General features: G+C 36.4%; 18 protein-coding genes and 1 pseudogene. 10 read left to right on the top strand and 9 right to left on the bottom strand.

Translation table 11 applies throughout. The features are described 5' to 3' along the window. Positions 1-10: 10 nt before the first annotated feature. Positions 11-172 (top strand): EAL domain-containing protein, encoded by a 162-nt coding sequence (locus tag IPH52_25585; protein ID MBK7058358.1) that lies wholly within the window; start codon positions 11-13, stop codon positions 170-172. A 179-nt stretch (positions 173-351) separates the two neighbouring features. On the opposite strand, the gene IPH52_25580 is transcribed toward IPH52_25585, so the two are convergent. The 7 genes and pseudogenes from IPH52_25580 to IPH52_25550 all read right to left on the bottom strand — a co-directional run bounded on the left by IPH52_25580 (position 352) and on the right by IPH52_25550 (position 8,186). Continuing rightward, entirely contained in the window at positions 352-774 is a 423-nt protein-coding gene (locus tag IPH52_25580; protein MBK7058357.1) for a DUF5618 family protein, read from the bottom strand. 363 nt (positions 775-1,137) lie between these two features. After that, positions 1,138-2,494: pseudogene (locus IPH52_25575) on the bottom strand (potassium/proton antiporter). Between the two features lie 214 nt (positions 2,495-2,708). Next, on the bottom strand, positions 2,709-2,918 hold the full coding sequence (locus IPH52_25570; protein MBK7058356.1) for a diguanylate cyclase: 210 nt from the start codon (positions 2,916-2,918) through the stop codon (positions 2,709-2,711). A gap of 279 nt (positions 2,919-3,197) precedes the next feature. Continuing rightward, positions 3,198-3,899: a transposase gene (locus IPH52_25565; GenBank protein MBK7058355.1), complete on the bottom strand. Its 702-nt coding sequence runs from the start codon at positions 3,897-3,899 to the stop codon at positions 3,198-3,200. A 134-nt stretch (positions 3,900-4,033) separates the two neighbouring features. Further along, positions 4,034-4,591: a transposase zinc-binding domain-containing protein gene (locus IPH52_25560; GenBank protein MBK7058354.1), complete on the bottom strand. Its 558-nt coding sequence runs from the start codon at positions 4,589-4,591 to the stop codon at positions 4,034-4,036. Between the two features lie 523 nt (positions 4,592-5,114). Beyond that, complete coding sequence (gene ruvB / locus IPH52_25555; protein MBK7058353.1) at positions 5,115-7,034, bottom strand: Holliday junction branch migration DNA helicase RuvB; 1,920 nt, start codon at positions 7,032-7,034, stop codon at positions 5,115-5,117. Positions 7,035-7,049: 15 nt separating this feature from the next. Further along, positions 7,050-8,186, bottom strand: a complete 1,137-nt coding sequence (locus IPH52_25550) for a trypsin-like peptidase domain-containing protein (GenBank protein MBK7058352.1) — start codon at positions 8,184-8,186, stop codon at positions 7,050-7,052. A gap of 285 nt (positions 8,187-8,471) precedes the next feature. Between IPH52_25550 and IPH52_25545 the strand changes: the two genes are divergently transcribed. The 9 genes from IPH52_25545 (at position 8,472) to IPH52_25505 (ending at position 20,921) form a co-directional block, all read left to right on the top strand. After that, positions 8,472-10,010, top strand: coding sequence for an ATP-binding protein (locus IPH52_25545; GenBank protein ID MBK7058351.1), 1,539 nt, complete (start codon positions 8,472-8,474; stop codon positions 10,008-10,010). Positions 10,011-10,305: 295 nt separating this feature from the next. Continuing rightward, a complete protein-coding gene (locus IPH52_25540; protein ID MBK7058350.1) occupies positions 10,306-11,628 on the top strand; it encodes a hypothetical protein in 1,323 nt (440 codons plus the stop codon). Beyond that, entirely contained in the window at positions 11,619-12,653 is a 1,035-nt protein-coding gene (locus IPH52_25535; GenBank protein MBK7058349.1) for a chemotaxis protein CheW, read from the top strand. Before IPH52_25540 ends, IPH52_25535 begins: the two co-directional genes overlap by 10 nt. Positions 12,654-12,663: 10 nt before the next feature. Then, positions 12,664-13,329, top strand: a complete 666-nt coding sequence (locus IPH52_25530; protein ID MBK7058348.1) for a hypothetical protein — start codon at positions 12,664-12,666, stop codon at positions 13,327-13,329. Between the two features lie 99 nt (positions 13,330-13,428). Further along, complete coding sequence (locus IPH52_25525) at positions 13,429-14,628, top strand: chemotaxis protein (GenBank protein ID MBK7058347.1); 1,200 nt, start codon at positions 13,429-13,431, stop codon at positions 14,626-14,628. A 21-nt stretch (positions 14,629-14,649) separates the two neighbouring features. Next, positions 14,650-17,100 (top strand): hybrid sensor histidine kinase/response regulator, encoded by a 2,451-nt coding sequence (locus IPH52_25520; protein ID MBK7058346.1) that lies wholly within the window; start codon positions 14,650-14,652, stop codon positions 17,098-17,100. Further along, on the top strand, positions 17,097-18,140 hold the full coding sequence (locus IPH52_25515) for a chemotaxis protein CheB (GenBank protein MBK7058345.1): 1,044 nt from the start codon (positions 17,097-17,099) through the stop codon (positions 18,138-18,140). Before IPH52_25520 ends, IPH52_25515 begins: the two co-directional genes overlap by 4 nt. Positions 18,141-18,142: 2 nt before the next feature. After that, positions 18,143-19,345, top strand: coding sequence for a response regulator (locus tag IPH52_25510; GenBank protein ID MBK7058344.1), 1,203 nt, complete (start codon positions 18,143-18,145; stop codon positions 19,343-19,345). A gap of 67 nt (positions 19,346-19,412) precedes the next feature. Further along, the gene (locus IPH52_25505; GenBank protein MBK7058343.1) at positions 19,413-20,921 is read left to right on the top strand and encodes a deoxyribodipyrimidine photolyase; all 1,509 of its coding nucleotides are present in this window, start codon (positions 19,413-19,415) and stop codon (positions 20,919-20,921) included. Here IPH52_25505 and IPH52_25500 read toward each other — a convergent pair. Both IPH52_25500 and lpdA read right to left on the bottom strand, forming a co-directional pair. Beyond that, the gene (locus IPH52_25500) at positions 20,918-22,570 is read right to left on the bottom strand and encodes a response regulator (GenBank protein ID MBK7058342.1); all 1,653 of its coding nucleotides are present in this window, start codon (positions 22,568-22,570) and stop codon (positions 20,918-20,920) included. The two genes, IPH52_25505 and IPH52_25500, sit on opposite strands and share 4 nt — an antisense overlap. Positions 22,571-22,673: 103 nt before the next feature. Further along, the gene (gene lpdA, locus IPH52_25495; GenBank protein ID MBK7058341.1) at positions 22,674-24,806 is read right to left on the bottom strand and encodes a dihydrolipoyl dehydrogenase; all 2,133 of its coding nucleotides are present in this window, start codon (positions 24,804-24,806) and stop codon (positions 22,674-22,676) included. Positions 24,807-24,895: the final 89 nt, after the last annotated feature.

Here is a 24,895-nt window from a genome sequence, read left to right as displayed (position 1 = left end):
AATCATTCAAATGGCATCTAGTATGGGAATTCGAACAGTTGCAGAAGGAATAGAAGAAGAACATATTAGAATAAAACTTAAAGAATTAAATTGCGATTATGGACAAGGCTATTTTTGGTCGAAACCAATTATCGCAGCAGAATCAATTATTTTCATTGAAAATTACAAATAGTAAAGCGGCTAATGGTCTGTAAACTTCTTGTTCTAGCAATTTGCATCCAACTTCTCCTATAATTCTATCCCACAAATTAAAAGCTTAACGCAAAATCGGATTGCTCCTTATTCATAAAGAGTTGCTTTGAACGAAACGGGGTAAAATTTTATAGGTCTAGTTTAACCCAAAGAGATTACTCAAGCGGCATCTTTAAACATATCAACGATTTCTTTTGCGTGTTTCATTCCATCTTTAATCATTTCAACATTTACACCACCACGGTAATAACCAAAGAGATGCAGGTTCTCATAGACGGAAGTAAATTTATTTCTAAGCTTTGCATTGTAAGGAATTTTAGGAATGACATCCCAGTAATGCTCGGTGGATTTTGGAAGTTTATTTTTAGGAATTCCTTTCCCGATTAGATAGCCATCAATCGCAAGAAGTGGCGCCAAATACGCAATACCCGATGCTTCGCGCACAAATTTAGAATCCATATAAATCCCGTCTTCGATAGGAATTTTAGACAGTGTCTCTTTTGCATTTTCCAAATAACGATAGGCTTCTTCGATAGCTTCCTCTTTCGTATTTATCGCACTGAGTTTATATTTCTTCTTCATAAAATTATTCTGGTTTAGAATTCAGGCAATGTCAAGAAATTCTATTTGCTCTCAATTATTTTTTTCCTGTTATTACGCACTTGCGCACAGTGAAAAATTTGCGATATTTGCATCTCATTGATTAATCTTTGCTATATAAAATTTCATTAACCATTAACCAAGCGGCTAATTGGGTGTAGGCTATATGAGTCTTTCTTTCTAGTAATCTGCATCCAACTTCTCGATAATTCTATTTCCTTCTATCCCACAAAACTAAAGCATAAAGCAAAATCGGACTTTCGTTTCTTTCATAATAAGGTGTAATGAACTAAACGGGGTAAAATTTACAAAGTTACCAGATTCAATCAGAGAAATAGTAATATCTTAATCTAGAATCGGATTGTGAGAAGATAAAATTTTTCCAAATTCGGTCTCGGAATCATTTGTCATAAGGACTAAGATTACATCTCCTCCTTGTAAAATTGCTTTACCATTGGGAATTATATACTCCTCGCCTCGGCAAATAAGAGTAATCAAACAACCTTCTGGAATTTTGAGTCCTACAAGAGGTTTATTGGCTACATCAGAATTATAGGGTACGATAAATTCTACTAGTTTAGTTGGACTATTTTCTCTGTTTTCAAATTCAAAAGGATAGAGAGAGCCCTTTTTTTGTTTTAAAGCAAGTCCTAGTAAGTTAGCCGACTTAACAATCGTACTTCCTTGGAGAAGCAATGAAGTAAGAACAATAAAAAAAATAATGTTAAAAATAGTTTCAGATTGTGCTATTCCACTAGTAAAAGGAAACGTAGCGAGGATAATGGGAGTTGCCCCTCTAAGTCCTACCCAAGAAAGAAATAATTTATCTTTGAATGTATACTTGGAACCTATTGAACAAAGAAATACTGCAATGGGTCTCGCAACAAAAAGTTAGAAAAAAAAAGGCAAAGACCATTCCATGAATAATAATCGGAATAAGCCTAGAAGGATAAACTAATAATCCAAGAGTTAAAAACATTAAAATCTGCATAAGCCAGGAAAGACCATCTACAAACATGATGATAGTTCTTTTGTGGATAAATTTAGAATTTCCTAATATGATTCCGCAAACATACACTGCAAGAAACCCATTTCCCTGTAAAAAATTTGTGACTGAATAAACTGCGTATATATACGCGATCGTAAGAACTGTATACAATCCTTCATGCTCTAGTCCAATTCTATTGAGTAAAATAGCGATTAGCCTCCCACTGAAATAACCCATGAGACTTCCAATAGAAATTTGTAAAACTACAGAAAGAGCAACTCCCCAATAATTAATTTGTGGATTCAAAAGTAATTGAATGGAAGTAGTTGTGAGAATTACTGCGGCTGTATCATTACTTCCAGATTCAAATTCTAAAAGTGGTTTTAATTTTCCCTTGAGTCCTATCCCTGTTGTCCGAAGCAAACCAAATACAGAAGCCGCATCGGTAGAAGAAACAATCGAACCTAAAAGAAATGCTTCTAAAAAACTAAAATGTAAATAATAATACGCCAGAAAAGCCATTAGAAGTGCAGTTAACAAAACTCCAAGGTTGGCAAGTATTAGCCCATCTTTAATTATAGGAGTAGTTTCTTGTAAATTAGTTTCGAGACCTCCAGCAAATAATATATACACTAGTGCGATAATTCCTATGATCTGAGAAATTTTATGATCTTCAAAAAAAATTCTTCCAATTCCATCAGAACCAGCTAGCATTCCAATTACTAAAAAAATAAGTAAGGAAGGGAGACCAAAGCGAATTGAAAACTTACTGGCAAATATACTAATAATTACCAGGATAGAAAGAGTAAAGGTAACTAATTCAAAATTATCTACAATAAACTGCAAATTTAAACTCCTCTTTTTTGTTTGTTATATTTTTTCTTACTGTAATCTCTTTCACTTTGAGTGTACCTAACATAAAGATATTCTATACAAATTCGACTCTATTTCTTCCATTTTGTTTGGCTTTATATAAAGCTGTATCTGCCGCGGCTATAATAGAATTATTGTCTACTCCATGTATCGGAAACATCGCAACTCCTGCGGATAATGTTATTTTTCCTAGTGATTCTCCTTGATGTGTTAGTGATAAAGTTTCAATAGACTTTCTTACAATTTCTGCTCTTTCTCTCAACATTGACTCAGAGATATCAGGAAAAACTATTATCTCTTTCTAGTAATCTGCATCCAACTTCTCCCATGATTCTATCTCCTTCTATCCTACAAAGTTAAAAGCTTAAAGCAAAAGTGGATTGTGTTTCATTCATAATAAGGTGTTATGAACTAAACGGGGTAAAATTTTGCCTCAATTTAAAAGCCCGACTATTGTGAAGATATACCTCTGGTATCCAAGAAAAACTTGGCTGTAAAAAATGTCAATCTCATTCAAAATTTAGTATTCAAAGTTCCTCATTAATCATGGTGCTCGCGCCTTTGGTCGAAAGTAACCGTTCAAATAAGTATGCGTCTTTTTTAATCCTTCAATCGTTTTTCTAGCTGAATATGAATAAACAACGGTTAGCTGCATCTTTTTAAAACAGTCTGGGCAGTTTTGCGGTTTTGCGTCAAAACTATTCTCAATAGCCTTAGCCCAAGTTCGTTGTTCGATGAACTCAAGCTTTTCTTTTATTCGGTTTGCATAGATTCCATAATAACGAATCATTTTTCGGTTTGGTTCAGGTAGAAAAAATAACATCCGCGCCATGAATTCATAAACATCAATTGTTTGTTCTTGAAAACTTTTCTCTCTTGTATCTTTCTCTACCCAACTCTTGTATCGAAAGGTAACAGTTGCTAATCCGGTTGGTTGCCTCGGCAAGCTTGCCGAACCATCATCTACTTTTTGAATTTGCGAATTGTGAAAAAATCCTGATGCAATATACTCCGCTGTTCTAAATAATGGTTCTTTCTCATCGCCTGCAATCGGCTGAAAATATACATGAAAACCATTTTTGTATTTGTTTTGGATAACAAGACATTCCGCTTTCGTAAGGACTTTTTCTTTTTCGTAATGTTTACAAAAAGCTTTCATCCATGAGAACGCAAATTTCTTGTATCTTAAAAACGAGAGATGCAAAACTTCTTTCGTTTCTTTGTGGATAATTGCCGTAGTCCCCACGAGATGAACATGAGGATTAAAATTTAAACTGTCATTTCGAACCTCGCTTGGCGGTAGCGGCGACAGCGGGTGGAACTTCGAGCGTGAGAAATCTATCTGACAAAAGAACGGTTGTATTAAGCAAGATAGACCTCTCACGATGAAGCCGTTCGAGGTGACAGGGGTAACCAATCTTTGTCGCTAATCGTAAATTCTTCCTTCTTAAATTTCAGTTTTGCGAATTTGATTAATTCTTTCTTGTAAACTTCTGCTGCTACGGAAATCATATCTTCGACTTCGCCTCTTCTTTGAAGAAGAATATTAGATACAGTTCCAGGAATTGTAAAGGTAACATGAATATGCCGCAAGTCTACGTTTAGTATATGAGAAAGATTAACCGACCAACCAAAAAGTTTCTTGCGATAGCAAGACAAACAAAGTCTTGATTTACAACTAAATGGAACGATTAAGTTTACATCGCATTCTTCACAAGAATATCTCTGAAACCCATTCTGAAAATTCCCGCAACCTAAAAGCTTTTCCACCTCTTCTATTTTCCCGTCCGAAAGTTCTCCATACTTCGACAAGAATCTTGTGTTATAAATTCTCCGAAACTCTTCCCAGTGATTCATCCAAATAGATTTGTATAGACTCCATCTTTCGAAGGCTGGAATATAAGCGGGTTTACTTTTATTGGTTGAACAAATATACAAAGTAGTTTGGCTCCTACTCTATATAGGTCAGAAAACTAAAAAGATGTGCAAATTAACGAAGCCCCAACGGGGCGCAATACTCTTCACATGGGCGTCAGTTCAACCCATGCATATAAAAAGCCCCCTGCCCTGCGAAGCGAATTAGGGAAGGGGATACTTCTGAATATTCCACAAGAACAGCAGAATCTGGGGTTAGGTAACACCATGTTGCAGTCCATCTTGCAGTTCATGTATCAGTTCAACTATACTCTCAAAATTCCATGACTAAAGATAAACTGCAACTTGAACCGCAACATGAACTGCAACGAGGGGATAAGCGTGGTAAAACAAAGGGGATAAGTAACTAAAAGATCAGGGTGGCAGGGGTAATAGCTTTTTAGTAAAAAGTCACGTTCGATACGCGACTTTATTGCGAACTTAATCTTCGTAGTAAACACGCACTCAGTGACCGGACATTCTTCCATCCGTGATCATCGGTGATAATCTTTAAATCAAACTATATATTGTAGCGCAAAATAGGTGTTTACCGGTATCTGATATGACCGGGGAAAACGAAGTTAATCCCAAAGATCATTCCCTGTTCTTTTACCTCTGCTGGAACAGGACCGAAGTTTTGTCCGCGGAGGGAATCCATGCAAGCGCGGTCTACAATTTCTTGTCCCTGCGAAGTGACTTGCTTTACATCGATTACTTGTCCTGCATCATTTAGCATGAAGCTAACCTTTGTTTCCCCCGGACTAATTCCTTCTCGAATAAAAAATCCAGCCTGGTCACGATAGGCGATATTGCCTCCGCCCGGTGCTGCAAATCCTTCTTCTATTTGTTTTATCATATGCTTGAAGTATTCATAACCAGCCATTTTCTTGCGGGGAATAGAGAGTTGACTCGAACCGTCCCATCTAAACTCAAAGTCTTTTTGGAAACGATAGTTGAAAGGGATTTTGGTTTCCTGTCCTGTGTTCGGATTGGATACAGATGTTTTTTGTGGAGTTACTTTCATCATCGGATCGTTTTGAAAGATTCCCACTTCATAGATTTCGTCTTCTGTCTTTTTAGATTCAGAATCCTTTTGCGTCATTTGAGGAGATGAGCTAGGCATTCCTCCATAGATAAATTCGTAGAATGGAGAGTTTGTGTGAAATCCTTCTTTTTCGGTAAGCCCACCTGATCCAGCGGAGTCTTCATTCGAGAGAGCTTTGATTTCATCTTTTTTAGTTTTGTTTGTAAATTCTTGTTCGAGTAGAACTTCGTAGACTTTTTGATTCTCTCCGCCTTTCTTCATATCCACAATATTACTATCTGTTCCGAGAAGACGCCAGAGCATATTCTTTGTAAATAAATGGGCAATAGAAAAAGAGAGCATGAAAAATACAAGGCTTGCTGATAGCAGCAAACGCCGTTCATCCTCATCGAGTGAGTTTAAATCAAAAGAAAAGATTTCTTTGTTCATCTTTTTCTTTCCTTCCAAGCCCATATGTTGATAGGCTAACTCACTTGCCATTCTACCTGCGGGGGTTCGCAGTATTAGCCCAATACGAACGAGATAAGATTCATAGGAATCTTCAATCGTTCTTTCTTCTTCTCCTACTATGACGGCTATCGCTTTTAATCCAACAGGTCCGCCTTTGTATCTTTCTATCATACAAGTTAGAATTTGTCTATCCATATTGTCCAGACCTAGATGATCAATTCCTAATTTTTGTAGAGAGCTTTTACAGACTTCTAGCGTAATACGCCCGTTATTCTGCACTTCTGCGAAATCACGAATTCTTTTGAGTAAATGATTTGCAATCCGAGGAGTTTTCCTACTGCGCTTACCAATCTCAAGTGCAGCATTTGAATCAATCTGGATATTTAAAATCTTGGCTGAGCGAGAAACGATACGCGCCATCTCTTCATCCGAATAATACTCTAAACGAAATTGAATTCCAAAACGATTCTTGAGTGGCTCACTAATCATTCCACTTCTTGTAGTCGCTCCTACAAGTGTAAATTTTTTTAGAGGTATCTGCACAGTTTGCGCTGTAATTCCTTCTCCTACTACTAGATCAATTTTGTAGTCTTCCATTGCAGGATAAAGAATTTCTTCTAGATTTCGATTGAGACTGTGAATTTCATCAATGAATAGAATGTCTTTTTCGTTTAGCATTGTAAGAAACCGAGCTAGGTCAGCTCCTTTGGAAATGACTTGCGCTGATGTTACAGTTAGATTAGAGCCAATTTCTTTTGCTACGATACCGGCTAATGTTGTTTTGCCGAGTCCGGGAGGTCCCGATAACAATACATGATCTAAAGAAGCTTCTCTTTTCTTGGCGGCTTCGATGAATACGCGCAAGTTTTCGAGAATATCCTTTTGACCAATGAAATCTGTTAGATTATCAGGACGTAAAGATAAATCATCACTGCTTTTATCTTCTGGATTGAGTATTCTATCGTTTACCAAGAATTAGCCGCTCTATTAGAAAGGTCTCTCTGCAGTTGTGATAGTTAGCTTCAAAGGAGATCCTTTTCGAATCAACTTCACATCTACTTTTCTACCAACTCTAGTTCCAAGCACTGCTTCAATTACATCTTCTCTTGTTTCTACATCTTTTTCTCCGACGCGAACAATTACATCTTGGATCTTAATCCCTGCTTGGTCTGCCGGTGAATCCTTCTTAACCTCACGAACGATTGCTCCTTTCGATTCAGTTAGTTTTAATTCTTTTATATCTTCTTCTGAAAGAGTTTCAAGACCAACTCCTAACCAGGCATGTTTTACTTTTCCGTTTGTCTTTAATTCTTCGAAGACTCGCTTTGCATCATTGATAGGAATCGTTAATCCAATTCCAATAGAGCCACCACTCGGAGAAACAATCATGCGGTTAATCCCAATTACCTCACCATGAATATTAAGAAGAGGTCCCCCACTATTTCCATGATTGATTGCCGCATCTGTTTGAATATAACCAAGACCGGAAGCATCAATTCCACCTCTCGCAATCGCACTCACCACACCAACTGTAAAAGAATGCTCTAGTCCATGAGGAGCACCAATCGCAATTGCCCAATTGCCTACTCTCACTTTAGAAGAATCGCCAAGCGCAACCGGTTTTAAATCTCCAGGTGATGCTTTGATTTTTAGAAGTGCTAAGTCGATAGTTTTGTCAGAGCCAATAAGTTTGGCTTCGTAGGTTTTTTTATTTTTGAGTTTAACAGTCAGTCTGTCCATGTCGCCTACAACATGTTCATTTGTAAGAATGTATCCTTCTTCATTGAGGATAATTCCAGAGCCAAGTCCTCTCTGTTTTTGTTTGAGTTCTTGTCCGCCTTGTCTTGGAGCATTGCCCCCAAAGAAATGATCGAAGAATGGATCGTTTGCCTGCGGATGATTTTTTATTTTTACTGTCTTTTCTGTCGAAATGGAAACGACACTCTGCGATACTGTATCGAATACATCTTGAAACGCATTTTCCAATGCAATCGCCTGCGCCTTCGCAGGAGTATCCTTCACTGGCGTTCCAGTTTCGGCTTCTAAAAACATTGGACCCGTATCTTTTTTACCAAAAAAAACGATAGGTGATATAACAGTGCCAATTAAGATACAGACTGCCATCAATACGTAGAGTTTAGTTTTGCTTTGCACTATTGTTTCTCCTTAAAATAAATAGTATTTCTAAAATAAAATAGGCTCTCAGAGCCTCAAGGATTTATTCTTTAGAGAGTGGAAGGCATGTCAAGAGAATTAGAGGTTTAATCATTGCTAAAGGTGTAACTTTAGGAAATCACTTCAAGCGGATTGACTCTTTAAATGCGAGCAAAAGCGATGCTTCTTTCTGAGACGATCCCTAAGAAGTTTTTCTAACTTGACATACGACCTATTTAAGGAGAATCTTGAGTTGTGAAGAAACTTCCCATTGGCATTCAGACTTTTTCAGAGATTATTTCGAATAACTACTACTATGTTGATAAGACGAAAGTATTACATGAATTGGTAGACAATGGAAAATACTATTTTCTTTCCCGCCCTAGGCGTTTTGGAAAGAGCCTATTTCTAGATACATTAAAAGAAGCATTTGAAGGAAATGAAAAACTCTTCAAAGGACTCTACCTTGAAAATAACTGGATTTGGGAAAAAAAACATCCAGTGATACGAATTGACTTTGGGGGTGGAGTCTTAAAAAACTCACAGGAGTTAGAACAGAAAATTCGGGAACTTATCTATGCAAATTACAAAAAACATAGTATTGACAAAGGGGAAAATCTTTCCATTTCAGGGATTTTTGAGGAACTCATTCAAGCGTTAAATCAAAAGTATTCCGAAAAAGTTGTGATCCTAATAGATGAATACGACAAACCCATTTTAGATAATATCACAAACAAAGACATTGCAAGAGAGATGCGGGATGGTTTACGAAATCTTTATTCTGTAATGAAGAGTGCTGATGCGCATATAAAGTTTGTTTTTATTACAGGCGTATCCAAATTTTCTAAGATCAATCTTTTTAGCGGACTGAATAATTTACAAGATATTACAATTGACGAACGTTATGCGACAATCTGCGGTTATACCGAAAATGATTTATCTGTTTTCGAAGACAAACTTGTAAATGTGAATCGGGAAGATTTAAAACTTTGGTACAATGGATATAATTTCTTAGGGGATAAAGTATATAATCCGTTCGATATTCTGCTTTATCTGGATTGCAAAGAATTTAAAAATTTCTGGTTTGAAACGGGAAATCCCTCTTTTCTATTAGATTTAATTCACGAGAACAACTACAACACAATAAACATAGAGCATATCCAAGTTACCCACGAAGAGATGGGAGCGTTTGATGTGGATAGTATTGAACTAGAAGTGTTATTGTTCCAAACGGGATATTTGACTATTTCGGAAAAAATAAATTTCGGAGCAAAGATCTATTATATTTTAAAATACCCAAATCAAGAAGTTAAGATGAGTCTAACAAGCGTTATTCTTTCCTCTCTATCCAAAAATAATAGAGTCAATAAAAACACATCAGAGTTATACTTACTTCTAAAAGATTCCAACCTAAATAAAATAAAAGATATCTTCTATTCGTTCTTTGCCTCTATTCCACATGACTGGTATCGGAAAAATACTATTGCGAATTATGAAGGTTATTATGCATCTATCTTCTACTGTTATTTTGCAGCCCTTGGTTTAGATGTTCGCACAGAGGATGTAACGAACCATGGTCAAGTAGATATGACCGTGTTCTTCGAAAAAAAAGTATATGTATTAGAATTCAAAGTAATTGAACTCACCGAAACTGGCTCCGCCCTTGCACAGATCAAAGAAAAAAAATACTACGAAAAGTTTTTAGCGGTTGATTCCAAAGATATTTACCTAATAGGAATAGAGTTCTCAAGAGACAGTCGTAATATAGTAAATTACGAATATGAAATTTTGTAAGTAGATCCATACTTGTTCTTTTTTTAGTCAAAATGTGCAAAATCATTGTCAAAAAATGGATTCATCTATATACATCTAGCCAGCCACATGTAATTATAAAAGATTACCACCGAGGGCACCGATAAAAGATACGAAGGCTTTTAAACATCCGCTGTAACGTTGCATTCATTTTTTTTATCGTTTTTTCATCGGTGGCAATCAGTTGATAATTTTTATGAGTAACGTTAATCCACTAGGAGTAGTTATAAATTTTCGAAAGAGGTTAGCCCGAAAATTGCATTGATTACAAGCATATATGAATCATTTCTCTCTTGAAATTTCTAAAGCGATCTTAGCAAAGCTAGGAATTCATATTGGAGAAGACAAAGTAGACTTCTACCTGGATACTCTCAAAAAAAAATCATCTCTCTTTAAAAAATTATCAGAGGAAATGTATTTAGATATTTTACGAGAAAACTCTGTTAGTTCGAATGAAGAATGGAAGATACTAATCAAGTCTCTCAATATTTCCGAGACTTACTTTTTGCGCGACGCCGGTCAGATTGAAATTTTAGAAAAGAACATTCTCCCTCATATCATAGAACAAAAGAGAGCTTCGAAAAGAATTCGTATCTGGAGTGCAGGCTGCTCTACGGGAGAAGAGCCCTACTCGATTGCAATTCTACTTTCCGAATTACTTCCATTTACCGCTGATTGGAGTATATCCATATTAGCCACAGATGTAAATGGAGACTCTATTAAGCAGGCTATCCTTGGTGAATATCTGGATTGGTCCTTTAGAGGAGTTCCAGAAGACAGAATCAAAAAATACTTCACACAAAAAAAGAATATCTATCGAATCAATGATTCTATTCGAAACCATGTTCAATTTATAGAGAGCAATCTATTTACCTCAAACTACTTCAAAGAATTTGATTTGATTCTCTGTAGAAATGTTTTCATTTATTTCGATGATCCTTCTAAAAAAATCATTTTAGAAAAATTTGAAAAAGCTTTAGTGGATAATGCCTATTTACTAATAGGACATTCAGAAGCCGCTCACTTAATTCCCAAATCGTTCGAAGCAATTCAATACCAGAAATCGATGGTGTATAAAAAAATACTTCCTAAAGCAGATTCGATTTTGCCCTCTATCGCCAAAACAGTATTACCCGCAAGAGAAAAAAACCAGACTCCTTCCCCACTGAATTCGATACGCCCTCTTGCAGAATCAAGGAACTGGGAAAGGGATTCTCTCGCAAAGGCAAGAGAATTCGCCGACGCAGGAAAAGTATTAGAAGCAGAATACTTAGTTGAAGAGTTATTGCAAACAAATCCTTCCAATCACGAAGCCTGGTTCTTGAAAGGTCAACTCAAAGAAGCTTCTGGAAATTGGAATGGAGCGATTGAACTTTATAAAAAAGTTATTTATTTAAATCCTCTTTTTTTAGAATCTTACTTGACATTGTGTAGTCTTTATAGCCTATTACACAATACTTCTGAATCGCTGAAAGTTAGAAAAGCAGGATTGTTTTGTTTGCAGCACAATGAACACTTAAAGCAGATTTATAAAAACAAAGGATATCATATTGAAAGTTTGGAATCTTTTTTTAGCGAAGAATCTGGTATATGGTTATAAAAGTTAATACACCTATGCAAGAGAGTTTCTTAGTTTTTTCTGTTCAGTCCAATGTCTATGCGATTCAATCCTCTCATGTAGTTGAGCTCATCTGGCTTCCAGAACTTACTCGTATCGAGTCTAATTCTTTCTTTGTAGTCGGGTATTTTAACTTTCGGGGAGAATTTGTCCCAATCATTGATCTCAATCTCAGACAGGGTATGAAAACAAAAAGATATTCTGTAAATGATAGAATTCTAGTTATCACCCAGGACAAAAAAAAATTTGGTATTCACATCAATGATGTTCACAATGTAATTCACTTTACCCATGAAAAACAAACCATCTCAAATGAAATCATTGCAGACAAAATCACAGACGGAGTGATTCAAACTCAATTTGGTATCACACAAATCATCAATCTAGAAGCATTGACTAATCTAGATATACCTCCGTCTGATCCGAAAAGGATTAAACCATTTTCAGATATTCACCTCGCAAAGCTATTCAGCGGTATAACCGAAAAAGACAAGCAAATACTCATTAGCCGTAAGAATAATTATTCGCAGTCTACAAATATCAAAGAGTATTCTAATTTATTATCTGTTGTTGTGTTTCGATTAAAAGATGAATACCTTGCGATCGAATTAAAATACATTCTAGAATTCGCACACGGCGAAGGCATTACTAGAATTCCCTGTGTGCCCGCCCATATTTCTGGTTGTGTAAATTTACGTGGTGACATGCTAGTTCTAATTGATTTACTCTATTTACTGAAATCAGAACAAAGCACATCGATTGAAAACAAAAAAATTGTAGTGATTCGCTTTGACGAAATGATGATTGGTTTGATTGTAGACCAACTCATTGATGTAATTTATCTTTCCAAAGAGCAAATCCTGAGTAACCCCACGGATAAGAATACCGTTGGGGAAAATCTCATGAAAGGACTTTGTTTTTATGATTCATTTAGTGTCGGTCTCATTGACACAGAAAAAATATTCGCTTATGAAAAACTTTATGTAGAAGAAAGTATTGGTTATTAAGGAGAAAAATATGCTTATTTCATTCGTTCATCGGCTCGATTTCACTTGGAGACTTATTCTATTTACAATTATTTCTACCCTAGTCGTCGCTCTTTCTATAGCGATTCCTGGAAATGTAATTGGTAGATCTATCATCTACTCCGGTGCTAATCAGCAAATTGAAATTATCCGCGAATCCAAAAAGAATGAATTCATGGAATACTTTGAATATAAAATCAAAGATGTATTCATATTTCGAAAAAGTGTAGCAGCTACAAAGCGCTTTCTAGAAATGAGAACAGCAGTAGAAAGAATGGGAGGATTTGAACGAGCAAAAGATATTTATAAATCACTCTACATCTCCGGAAATCCAAATCCACCCGGAAGCAAACAAAATCTTTTAGAAGCGGATAATTCTGAATACAGCAAAGCGCACGGACAAGCACTTAGTTTTTTTTCTTCCATCATCAAAGAAAGAAATTACTATGATGCATTCTTAATCGATGCAAGGACTGGAAATATTCTATTCACCGTTGCCAAAGAGGAAGATTATATGACAAGCCTCTCTGTCGGACCTTATAGAGACTCTAATTTAGGAAAGCTTTATCGAAAGGTTATCAACTCACCCGACGGAGGACAGCAAGCTCAACTTGTGGATTACGAGCCTTATGCGGCATCGAATAACCAGGTGAATTAATTTATAGGAAGTGGAATTTTTATAGACGGAAAATTAGAAGGCATTTTAGTATTCCAACTACCGTTAGACGAAATCAGTAACAAAATTAGAAAACCAATTGTGAAGAACAGAAAAGAAACATCCTTCTTAGTAGGTCCTGATTTTTTACTCAGAAGTGAATTCGAAGACAATGCAAAAGAATCAAGCATCTTAAAAAAGAAATTTGAAACCGAGCAAGCAAAAAAGGCACTTAGCGGCGAATCAGGAATAGTCGTAACAACAGGCATTGCAGGTGGGAAAACATTTACCGCCTATGCACCAATAGAACTACTCGGTGTAAAATATGCCCTGCTCATAGACTTAGATTATGACGAAACACTTGCTGCTCTCTCTAGCTTTCAAAACCAAATGTTTTTTATAACTCTGATTGTTCTTTCAATCATGGCGATAGCAAGTTATTTCCTATCTAGAATTTTAAGTAAGCCTATTCAAGAATCTGTAAATATTCTATCTACTTCCATTCGAGAAATTAGCTCTGTCATTGACAACCATGAAAGAACGGCTAACATGCAGTCTGCCTCAGTCAACCAAACAACTACTACGATTAGTAATATTGGTAACTCTTCTCGCCTCTCTGCCGAAGAATCACAGAGTGTCACAATGAAAGCAAAAGATGCACAGGATATGGCGGTTAACGGGCATAATTCGGTTCTAGAAATGATTCAGTCCATTGACACTTTAAAAATACGAGTTTCCGGCATTGCGGAACAAATCTTACGACTCTCCGAAAAAAATAGTCAGATCAGCAATATAATCGGATTAGTCAGTGAATTAGCAAACGAAACCAATATGCTCGCACTCAATGCAGCAGTAGAAGCGGCGAGAGCTGGTGAGAACGGGAAAGGCTTCGAGGTAGTAGCCGTTGAAATCAGAAAGCTCGCCGATGAAAGCAAGAAGTCAGCCCTAAAGATTCAAGAAATCATTTCGGAAATCAAAAAAGCAACAGACTCTACTGTCATGGCAACAGAAGAAGGAGTGAAACGAGCAGATGATAGCTCAAGACTAGGATCTAAAGTATTAGATTCTCTTTCTGGAATTAATCATTCCGTTGCCGGAGTATTTGATAGCATTGAGAAAATTTCTATCAACATTCGACAACAATCTATTTCCATGAACGAAATTGTAAGCGCGATGAATTCAATCAATCGAGGCTCACAAGAATCTGCCAGTGGCATTGCACAAACAAAAGTCGGCGTCAACCAAATTGGCGATGCAACCCGCAAACTAAGAGACCTAGTCGAAGGTCATAAGCAAGGCTAACAGGTATTTTGCGTGGGCATTATGATCGAAGACCAAGAACTAAGAGATCTCTTCCAGATAGAAAGTGAAGAGCATATGCAAGTAATCGAAAAATGCCTATTGACCTTAGAAAAAAACCCTCATGACTATGATATTCTGCATTTAATATTCAGAGAGGCTCATAGCATGAAAGGTGCTAGCCGTATGCTCGGTCTTTCTGATATAGAATCGATTGCTCATATTTTCGAAGAAGTTTTAGGAAAAGCAAGTCGCGGCGAATTCCAAATTACCCCTAAGCAAATAGACATTTACTATGAAGGCATTGACGCAATCAAGAAACTAGTCAATGAAGCGGTTACAGGCGAAAGCTCCGATGTAGATGTTATTTCTGTTTTAGATAAATTAATTGAAAGTAAGAATGACATCTCCAATAAAACAAAATCCTCTGAAAATAAAGCAAGTATCATCACAGTAGAAAAAAAAGAACCCGAAGAAGTAAAGCCAGAAGTTCCAAAGCAAGAAGTAAAAGTAGAACCCAAGCCCAATCCTGTTGCGGATAATACTGTTATTCCAGAACCACCACCAAAAGAACTAACGGCTACACCTAATCCTCCCAAGCCTGAGATAAAAGATCAGATTGATAAAATCATTGAAAGCAAAAAAGCATCCGTTGTAGATACTCCCTCTAAAAAAGAAGGGGATACTGAAAAGAATAAATCAAATTCTATAGAGCAAAAGAAAACGGATACGATGCGCGTGGATCCATCCAAGTTAGATGCTCTCATGGTGCAAACGGGTGAACTGATTGTAACCAAGAATAGAATTTTAAATCGAGTCAAAGAAGTGGGTGATGCATATTATTCTTACGAAGAGCTTTTACGCACAGTTCAGGAAACTAGAAATCTATTAAGCAATTTCGCAAAGCAAACTGATCTGAGTCCTAAGCATAAATTTTTTCTCACACAGCTACAAGAATTAAACACCAAAGAAACAAGTAAGCTCGAAAACTTAGAAGAGAATATCAATCGACTCAAAAAAAATCTAAGTAATGATACAACACGTCTTAGCCTCACTTCCATGAAAATAGAGAGACGAATCTACAACCTACGAATGCTATCAGTTTCAACTGTGTTCAGCTTGTTTCATAGAACTGTTCGAGATTTAAGCAGAGAGACTGGAAAAAATGTGCAACTCATTATCGAAGGTGGAGAGACAACCGTTGACAAACAAATTCTAGAAGAATTAAAAGATCCTTTGATGCATATTATCCGAAACGCTGTAGACCATGGAATAGAAGAAAAAGAAGCTAGAACCAAATCAGGCAAACCTGAATTAGCCACTATCACTCTATTTGGAAAAAGTCAAAGTGATACTGTATTAATAGAAATCAAAGATGATGGAAAAGGACTCGACATAGAAAAAATCAAGAGCAAGGCAATAGAAAAAGGTTTATACAATCAAGATGAATTGAGTCAAATGGATCATAAAAAAATTTACTCCATCATCTTCCAACATGGATTCTCTACTCAAAGCAATGTTTCCAACCTCTCCGGTCGTGGTGTAGGAATGGATGTAGTAAAAAGCTTTGTAGAAAAATTCAAAGGAGACATTGACACCGAATCCGAATTAGGCGTAGGAACAACATTTAGAATCAAGCTCCCGATTAAATTTTCTACCACTCATGTATTAATCATTTCAGTGGGAAATCAAAAGTTTGGATTTCCGGCGGATAATGTAATACTCAGTAAAACCATTTACCCGAAAGATATTTTCATTTTAGAAGGACAAAGCACAGTCGTTATAGAAAAACAACCAGTGCATCTAGTTCAGCTTGCAAATTATTTAGAGATTGCTCAAATCACAGCAAAGAAAATAACAGCGCCTACTCCTTGTTTGTTCATACAATCAGATGGAATTAAACTTGCACTAGTAGTAGATTCGGTAATCGAAAAAAATGAAGTCATTATTAAATCATTCGAAGGTATATTAAAAAAAGTTAGAAATGTATCCGGTGCTACGATTCTTGATTCGGGGGAAATATGCATTATCCTCCACCCTAAAGAATTAGTAAAGACGATTACTAAAACCAATATTTCTATAATGGTTGAAGACAAGAACCAAGAAGAATCTAATTTTAAAATTCTAGTAGTTGATGATTCTCTTACAACCCGTGTGCAAATAAAGAGGATTCTAGAGACAGAAGGATTCGATGTAGAAATTGGAATCGACGGAGAAGACGGTTGGTCCAAATTAAACACAGAGAAATTTAGCATAGTAATCACAGATATGGAAATGCCTAAGATGAATGGATTAGAATTTACGAAAAAAATAAAGGACTCAGCAAAATTACAAAACACTCCCGTCATCATGCTTACTTCCCTAGGCTCAGAAGAGAACATAAAACAGGGAATGGATGCAGGTGCTGACGCGTATTTAGTAAAAACAAAATTTGATAGAAAAGATTTGTTACAAATCATAAAGAGGCTTAGATGATAGAAAATAAAATCAAAGTATTGCTCATCGATGATTCGCCTATCGTCTTGAACATATTAAAAAGAATTTTAGATAAGAGTTCCGAAGTATTGGTAATCGGAACTGCAAAGAATGGAAGCGAAGGATTAGACCAGGTTCGCTTTTTAAATCCAGACGTGATCTGCACTGATCTCATGATGCCAGTCATGGATGGACTAGAATTTACAAAGCAGCTAATGGAGACTAACCCCAAACCGATTCTTGTTGTAAGTGCGGCGCTTCAGGGAGAAAACGAAACGAATGTATTTCAATTACTCGAAGCTGGAGCACTCGATGTATTTCCTAAACCATTAGGCGGAACAGAAAAGGACTATGATATGATTCGCGATAGACTCGTTTCAAAAATACGCGTAATCAAGAGTATCCCCGTTTATAAAAAAACTAAGAAACATCCTGGAGTTGATACAGGAAGCTTTCCTACAATCACTAGCTCTCAAAAACAAGTAATAAAATTCCTCGGTATCGGTGCATCAACAGGTGGACCAAATGCAATACAACAAGTGCTCGGTGGACTACCTAGAGAGTTCCCTCTTCCCATACTTTGCGTCCAACATATAAGTGATGGATTCATTGAGAGTATGGTTTCCTGGCTTGGACAAAATACAAAACTGAAAGTAAAAATCATGCACGAAGGAGAAACTCCTGTTGCGGGCACTGTGTATTTTCCGCAGAACTTAAAACATATGGTGATAGGATCTGACGGCAAATTACAAGTATCCAATGAAGCACCGTTTAATGGTCATTGTCCCTCAGTCAATGTGTTATTCAAATCTCTCGCCAAATACGCCGGAGATAAAACTCTCGCAGTAATCCTAACAGGCATGGGAGATGATGGAGCAACGGGGATACTCACCATTAAACACTTAGGTGGAAAAACAATCGGGGAAGCAGAATCAACTTGTGTAGTCTATGGAATGCCGAAAGTCGCAAAAGAAATTGGCGCATTAGATATTCAACTTCCAGTTGATAAAATAGCATCGCATATACTAGGATTGATTTAGAGATGCACACAATTGTTTTTGCAGAAGATAGTTCCGTGCAAGGTGTAATGCTCAGGCGTATCTTAGTAGACGAAGGCTATACTGTGTTTTGGGGAAAGAATGGAGCAGAAGCCTATGCGTTAGTCGAAAGAGAAAAACCTTCTCTCATCATAACAGACGTTGAGATGCCAGACATGAATGGATTTGAACTCTGTCGAAAAATTAAAAATAACGATGCCTTAAAGGACATACCCGTTGTTATCTGCTCTTCTCTTTCTAGACCGGAAGATATTATTACAGGCATCGAATGCGGTGCAGATGGTTACGTCACCAAGCCCTATGACAAAAAATACTTAATGTATCGAGTGGAGACTCTTCTAAATAATCCAATTGCAACCAATGAAGATGTTACTCCGATTAATATAAATTATGCGGGGAAAAACTTTGAGATAGTAGCAGACCGTTTACATATTTTAAATATGCTTCTTTCTACCTACGAAAATTCTCTCAAGCAATACAATGAACTCGTGAATGCTCAAATTGAATTAAAGAAATTAAACAAATCTTTAGATCTGAGTAAAAAAGAAACAGAAGAAGTGTTGTTAAATATTTTACCAAAGCGAGTAGCAAAGGAATTAAGGGAGACCGGCAAAGCAAAGCCGGTATTTTATGAAAGTGCGAGTATTCTATTTACGGACTTTAAAGGATTCACCAAATTATCGGAGAAATTTACAACAGAAGAATTGATTCATCAACTAGACCAGTTTTTTTGTTATTTCGATTCTATCATGCAAATCTATAAGATTGAAAAGATTAAAACAATTGGTGACGCATACATGTGCGTAGCCGGTATTCCAGAGAAAGACCCAAATCATGCGGTTAATATCATTAAGGCGGGACTTGAACTAGCAGACTACATGAACATCGTAAATACAATCAATTCCCAACAAGGAATTCCACCATGGGAAATTCGGATTGGAGTTCACTCCGGTCCACTCGTCGCAGGAGTTGTAGGAACTAAGAAATTCTGCTATGATGTCTGGGGAGATTCGGTAAACGTTGCCAGTCGAATGGAATCTTCTGGCTTTCCGGGCAGAGTGAATATTTCAGGATACACCTATGAATTGATTAAAGATAATTTTATTTGTGAATACAGAGGCAAGGTCGCAGCCAAGAATAAAGGCGAAATCGACATGTATTTTGTAAATGCAGCTAAGAGTAATTAGTCCCAGAATAGAATTTTAACTTTCCGATTTAGTGTTGTATTCTAGCCCCATTTTATTCCAATGGGTTATGAATTTCTCTGAGTATAATAAAGTCCGAGTCCGTGATACAAACCAAAAGCCAATCTTAGAAAATAGAACTTATGTTTTATATTGGATGCAAGCCTATCGAAGATTTGAATCCAACCACGCTCTCGATTATGCAATATTTCTAGGAAAAAAATTAGGCAAAGAGTTAGTAGTCTACGAAGGACTGAGAGCTGATTACAAATGGAATTCAGAGAGACTTCATAAATTCATATTAGAAGGAATGTGCGATAACCGCCAGACCGCAGAAAAGCTTGGCATAAATTACTGGAGCTTTGTGGAAACTCCTGATAATCCGGCAAAAGGAATTTTACGAAAAATCTCCGATAAAGCGTGTGTTGTGGTTACAGATGATTTTCCCGCATTTATCATCCCGGAACAAATTGATAAATTATCCAAGAAAGTAGACTGCAAGCTTATCGTAGTAGACTCAAACAGCATCATTCCAATTTCTCTTTACGGAGAACATGCCTCTGCCGCCCGCGTCCTTCGTCCTAGAATTCACCGACTCTTCGCAGAAGCCTATGTTCATAGAGCAAAGGAAAAGATTTCAAAGAAAGACTTGATTCAAGTAGAAAAGATTTCCAAAGCACCATTCAAAGAATTTAAAATAGAAAAGAAAGACATAGATAAATTTCTTTCTAAGATAAGTTTTTCGAATTCTATAAAACCTGTTCCCGATATGATTGGCGGATCTAAAATAGCATTAGAAAAATTAAATTACTTTATTAAGAATAATTTGAAACTTTACGGGGATAATAGATCGAATCCGCATTCCCCCAAACTAACACCCGCTAGCGCGATGTCTCCCTATTTACATTTCGGACATATCAGCGTTGAGACAATTATTGCCCACTGCCTAAGTGCAGACGAAAAAGAAACATGGGCACCTGATAAACTAAATATTGACGCGAAAGGAGACAAAGATACTTTCTACGGCAAGAATAAAAGTCTAAACTCCTATTTTGATGAACTTCTAACATGGAGAGATATAGGCTACCTACTCTTCTGGCCTAAAAAAGAATTCAATAAAGACCTTAGAATACTACCTGATTGGATTCAAAAAATCCTAGTCAAACATGCAACGGATAAGCGTGATTATCTTTATACAAGAAAAGAGTTTGAAGCAGCAAATACCCATGATCCGCTCTGGAATGCTGCACAAAAAGAATTAATTATCACGGGTAGAATGCACAATTATATGCGAATGCTCTGGGGAAAAAAAGTCATTGAATGGTCTAAGACTTACCAAGAAGCATTTGATACACTAGAAGAGTTTAATAACAAGTATGCGTATGATGGAAGAAATCCAAATTCTTATACAGGCATCCTCTGGTGTTTTGGACTATTTGATAGACCGTGGTTTCCCGAAAGAAATGTTCACGGAAATTTACGCTATATGTCTTCTGACTCAACAAAGAAAAAATTTAGGATGACTGAGTATTTAGAGTATATTGCAAAACTAGAAGGAAAAGAAGAAAGTCTATTTTAAGTCTTCGAGAGCAAAATAGGTGTTTGCCCTATTGTGATCGTGAATGTGCTTCCCTTCAACTCTTCGCTTTCCAACTGAATCGAAAAACCATGTAAATCTAAAATGCTTTTCACAATAGAAAGACCGAGCCCGGTTCCCTTCGTCTTGGCAGTAAACTCATTTCGAATTTGTTCAAACGGTTCAAAGACTCGGACAACTTCAGATTTAGGAATACCTATACCAGCGTCCCAGCACTTCAATATGGTGTTATCCGCATCTTGATATAATTTAAAACCAATACTACGACCATTTTGAGTAAACTTGATCGCGTTGCTACTTAGATTGATCAAAACTTGCTTTATTCTCGTTCTATCGGCAAATATAAAATAGTCTCTGCTGCTATCGACATCTAATTCTATTGTAATATTTTTTTGGCTTGCTAATGCTTCTTGTGAATTGATGACTTCTTTCACTAATGCATTGAGATCGAAGTTAGTTTTATCTATTAACACTCTGCCAGCATCTATCTTTGAAAAATCTAGAATGGTGTTAACGAGGGCTAACAAGTGGTTGCCGCTTTCGTAAATATAAGAAACAAACTTGCTTTGCTTTTCATTTAATTTACCAATCTGCTCCATCTCGAGTAATTGACAATATCCTAAAATCGAATTCAACGGTGTGTTAAATTCATGAGTAATATTTGCTAAAAACTCGGATTTTGATTTATTTGCCTGCTCTGCCTGGTCGAATGCTTTTAGAAGTTTTTGATTTACTTTTTCAATTTCTTCAGCATATAACTTTAACTTAACTTCAGCACGTTTACGATTTGTTATATCATTTCGAATTCCCTGAAATAGGAATGGTTGTCTATCTTTATAAATTGAGGTAATATCTTCCTCTAACCAAATCATTTCATTGTCTTTTCGAAAAAAACGATATTCTATCAAAAAACTTTTAGAATTAAACGTAACAGATTCAAACTTACCTAAAACCCTATTTCTATCTTCGGGGTAAATCCGACTTAGCCACAATTCATACGTAAACTCATCATTTGAATAATGAGTTATCTTGGAAATCTGCGGACTGTGAAATAGAAATTGTCTACTTAAATCAGCAGTCATTATATAAATTGCACCGGACATATGTTCGACTAGATTCTTGTATTTGATTTCTTCAAATAGAAGACTTTTTTCTAGCTCTAATGCTTTTTCTTCTAAGAATCGGTCATTGTAAAAGGCACCGAGAGCCTCGTCGACAGAGGATAATAGCTCTTCGTTGCTCCATGGCTTAGAAATATATCTATAAAGGTTAGCATTATTAATAGCATTACTAATACTCGTAGTAGAAGCTTGACCCGTAAGTAATATTTTTCTAGTATCAGGATTAGTCTTATGAATCTGAATTAGTAATTCATCTCCACTCATAAGAGGCATTAGACGATCGCATATTATTACAGGTATATCAGTATTATCCTCATTGCACTTTAGGACAATATCCAATGCTTGCTCTGCATTATCCACCGCTTGAATAGAAAATTCCTGTCCATATTTGCGCATCAATTGTTGACTGAGAGAGGATAGAATAATCAACTCATCGTCTACGCATAATATTACAGGCCTCCCGGTAACGTTGTTTATTTTCAGTTTATTGACTAAGTCAAGCTGGAACATAGAATAGTATACTTTTCCAATAATTGCCTAGATGAGAAAAGCACTTTTTATTTCAATTCGATTTTTTTTCTAGCTATAATTCGATAAAAGAAAAATAATTTAATTATCCGCGTCGCCATCTATGAAATTTTTCCACATACGAAAGCAATTTCTCTGGCTTATTCGCCTTCTTCCAATTACCCGCAACGAACTTATTTGCTTCTGACATCGTTGGATATGTATGAATTGTTCCTAATATTTTATTTAGACCAAGTCCATGTTTCATAGCGAGAACATACTCCGCAAGCAAGTCTCCTGCATGTGCGGATACTATAGTTACTCCCAATATTTTATCGGTTCCTATTTTGGTCAGGACTTTTATGAATCCATTTGCCTCACCATCGGCAATAGCTCGGTCGAGTTCTCCAATATCATATTGACTCAATTCTATTTCAATATTCTTTTCTTTTGCTTCGGCTTCCGTTAAGCCTACATGAGCAACTTCTGGGTCCGTGAACGTTGTCCAAGGTATAACGCTGTAATCCGCTTTAAACTTTTTAGCAAATCCAAAAAGTGCATTGACCGAGGCATACCATGCTTGATGAGATGCGGTATGTGTAAATTGATAAGGTCCTGCCGCGTCTCCGCAAACAAATATATTTGGAAAATTGGTTCGCAAAAATTCATCCGTCTCAATCGTTCCATTCGGATTCAAACGAATTCCTAATTCTTCGATTCCAAACCCTTTTGTTCTGGCTTTTCTTCCAATTGCAAGAATTACTTCATCAAATTTGATTTCTACCTTGTTGCCATTAGCCTCACATATAACAGAATTCACTTTTCCTTTTTTAAACTCTATGGCTTTATGTGATGTTAAAATTTTAAGCCCTTCTTTTTCTAGGGTTTCTTTCATGAAGGCAGAAACATCTAAATCTTCTTTTGGCATGATTCGCTCTCCCATTTCAACTAACGCTACGTCTGAACCTAGTCTAGAAAATGCTTGTGATAATTCACAGCCAATCGGTCCTCCTCCCAGGATAAGAAGTTTCTTCGGTAGTTTTTTTAAATCCCAGAGTGTCTCGGAGGTGAGATATTTTATTTCATTTAGTCCTGGAATATTTGGAATATAAGGCTCCGCACCCGATGCGATTACGATTGATTTTGTGCTATATTCTTTACCATTTATAGAAACAACATAAGGGCTAACAATCTTTGCATCTCCCGAAAAACATTCTACGCCTAATTTCGTATAACGTTCCACAGAGTCATTTGGTTCAATTTTTTTAACTACACCGGCAACTCTTTTCATTACGGTAGCAAAATCAAATTCAATCTTTGCAGATTTAATTCCATACTCTGCAATTCTTTTCTCTGTGTGAATTTTTTTAGCAACTGCAATGAGTGCTTTAGATGGAACACATCCATAATTTAAACAGTCTCCTCCCATCTTATGTTTTTCGACTAACGCAACTTTAGCTTTAACGGTAGCCGCAATATAAGAAGTAACAAGTCCAGCGGCACCTGCTCCAATTACAATTAAATTGTAATCAAATGACTTTGGCTTTTTGTAATTTTTATATATCTTTTGATTCTTTATATAGGCAATGATGGATTTACCAAATAAAGGAAGAATGCCAAGGGCAACAAATGAAAAAAGTAGATTTGGAGAAAGAATGTCTTTTAAGGAGCTAATGCTTGCTAGCTGCGTGCCGGCATTTACATAAACGATAGTTCCCAAAAGCATTCCGACTTGACTGACAAAGAAGAATATGACGACCGATATATCAGTTAGTCCCATGAGGACATTAATTAAAAAGAAAGGGAAAATAGGAATCATCCGAAGAGTAAAAAGATAAAAAGCACCATCTTGGCTCACACCTTTATCTATAGCAGTTAATTTATCAGAAAATTTTTCTCGTAGAGTATCTCGAAATAAATATCTAGAAATTAAAAAACTGAGAGTAGCACCAATAGTGCTAGCGAAGGAAACAAGGATTACCCCCTTCACGAGACCAAACAAAGCACCACTACCAATGGTTAATATCGTAGCTCCAGGCAATGCAACCGCAACAGAAATTATATAAAGCAAGATATAGCCAGAAATGAATAGAATTTCATTTTGCGCATAATAGCTATTTAACAGTTCTTTATTACTCTTCAAAGATTCAAAAGATAAATATTCTTGCAAGCCATAATACCTTGCAAGCACAATGAGTGCAATCACGGAGAGGATAATCAAGAGTTTCTTTAGTTTCATACGGTTCCTTTATTAATATTTGCTGCGTCATTCCCGAAATTTTCTATCGGGAATCTCTATTACTTGAGACCCCCTACAGAAAATTTAGG

Source organism: Leptospiraceae bacterium (assembly GCA_016708435.1).
In the GTDB taxonomy this organism is placed as follows: Bacteria; Spirochaetota; Leptospiria; order Leptospirales; family Leptospiraceae; genus UBA2033.
Note: the sequence above shows the minus strand (reverse complement) of the source record. Positions and strands in the feature narration are given on the sequence as shown.

Coding starts and splice junctions, on each gene's coding strand:
- IPH52_25500 (MBK7058342.1), bottom strand. CDS start 22,570: ATGTTCCAGCTTGACTTAGTCAATAAACTGAAAATAAACAACGTTACC.
- IPH52_25570 (MBK7058356.1), bottom strand. CDS start 2,918: ATGTTGAGAGAAAGAGCAGAAATTGTAAGAAAGTCTATTGAAACTTTA.
- IPH52_25585 (MBK7058358.1), top strand. CDS start 11: ATGGCATCTAGTATGGGAATTCGAACAGTTGCAGAAGGAATAGAAGAA.
- IPH52_25535 (MBK7058349.1), top strand. CDS start 11,619: ATGGTTATAAAAGTTAATACACCTATGCAAGAGAGTTTCTTAGTTTTT.
- IPH52_25515 (MBK7058345.1), top strand. CDS start 17,097: ATGATAGAAAATAAAATCAAAGTATTGCTCATCGATGATTCGCCTATC.
- IPH52_25510 (MBK7058344.1), top strand. CDS start 18,143: ATGCACACAATTGTTTTTGCAGAAGATAGTTCCGTGCAAGGTGTAATG.
- IPH52_25520 (MBK7058346.1), top strand. CDS start 14,650: ATGATCGAAGACCAAGAACTAAGAGATCTCTTCCAGATAGAAAGTGAA.
- lpdA (MBK7058341.1), bottom strand. CDS start 24,806: ATGAAACTAAAGAAACTCTTGATTATCCTCTCCGTGATTGCACTCATT.
- IPH52_25540 (MBK7058350.1), top strand. CDS start 10,306: ATGAATCATTTCTCTCTTGAAATTTCTAAAGCGATCTTAGCAAAGCTA.
- IPH52_25530 (MBK7058348.1), top strand. CDS start 12,664: ATGCTTATTTCATTCGTTCATCGGCTCGATTTCACTTGGAGACTTATT.
- IPH52_25580 (MBK7058357.1), bottom strand. CDS start 774: ATGAAGAAGAAATATAAACTCAGTGCGATAAATACGAAAGAGGAAGCT.
- IPH52_25505 (MBK7058343.1), top strand. CDS start 19,413: ATGAATTTCTCTGAGTATAATAAAGTCCGAGTCCGTGATACAAACCAA.
- IPH52_25550 (MBK7058352.1), bottom strand. CDS start 8,186: ATGGCAGTCTGTATCTTAATTGGCACTGTTATATCACCTATCGTTTTT.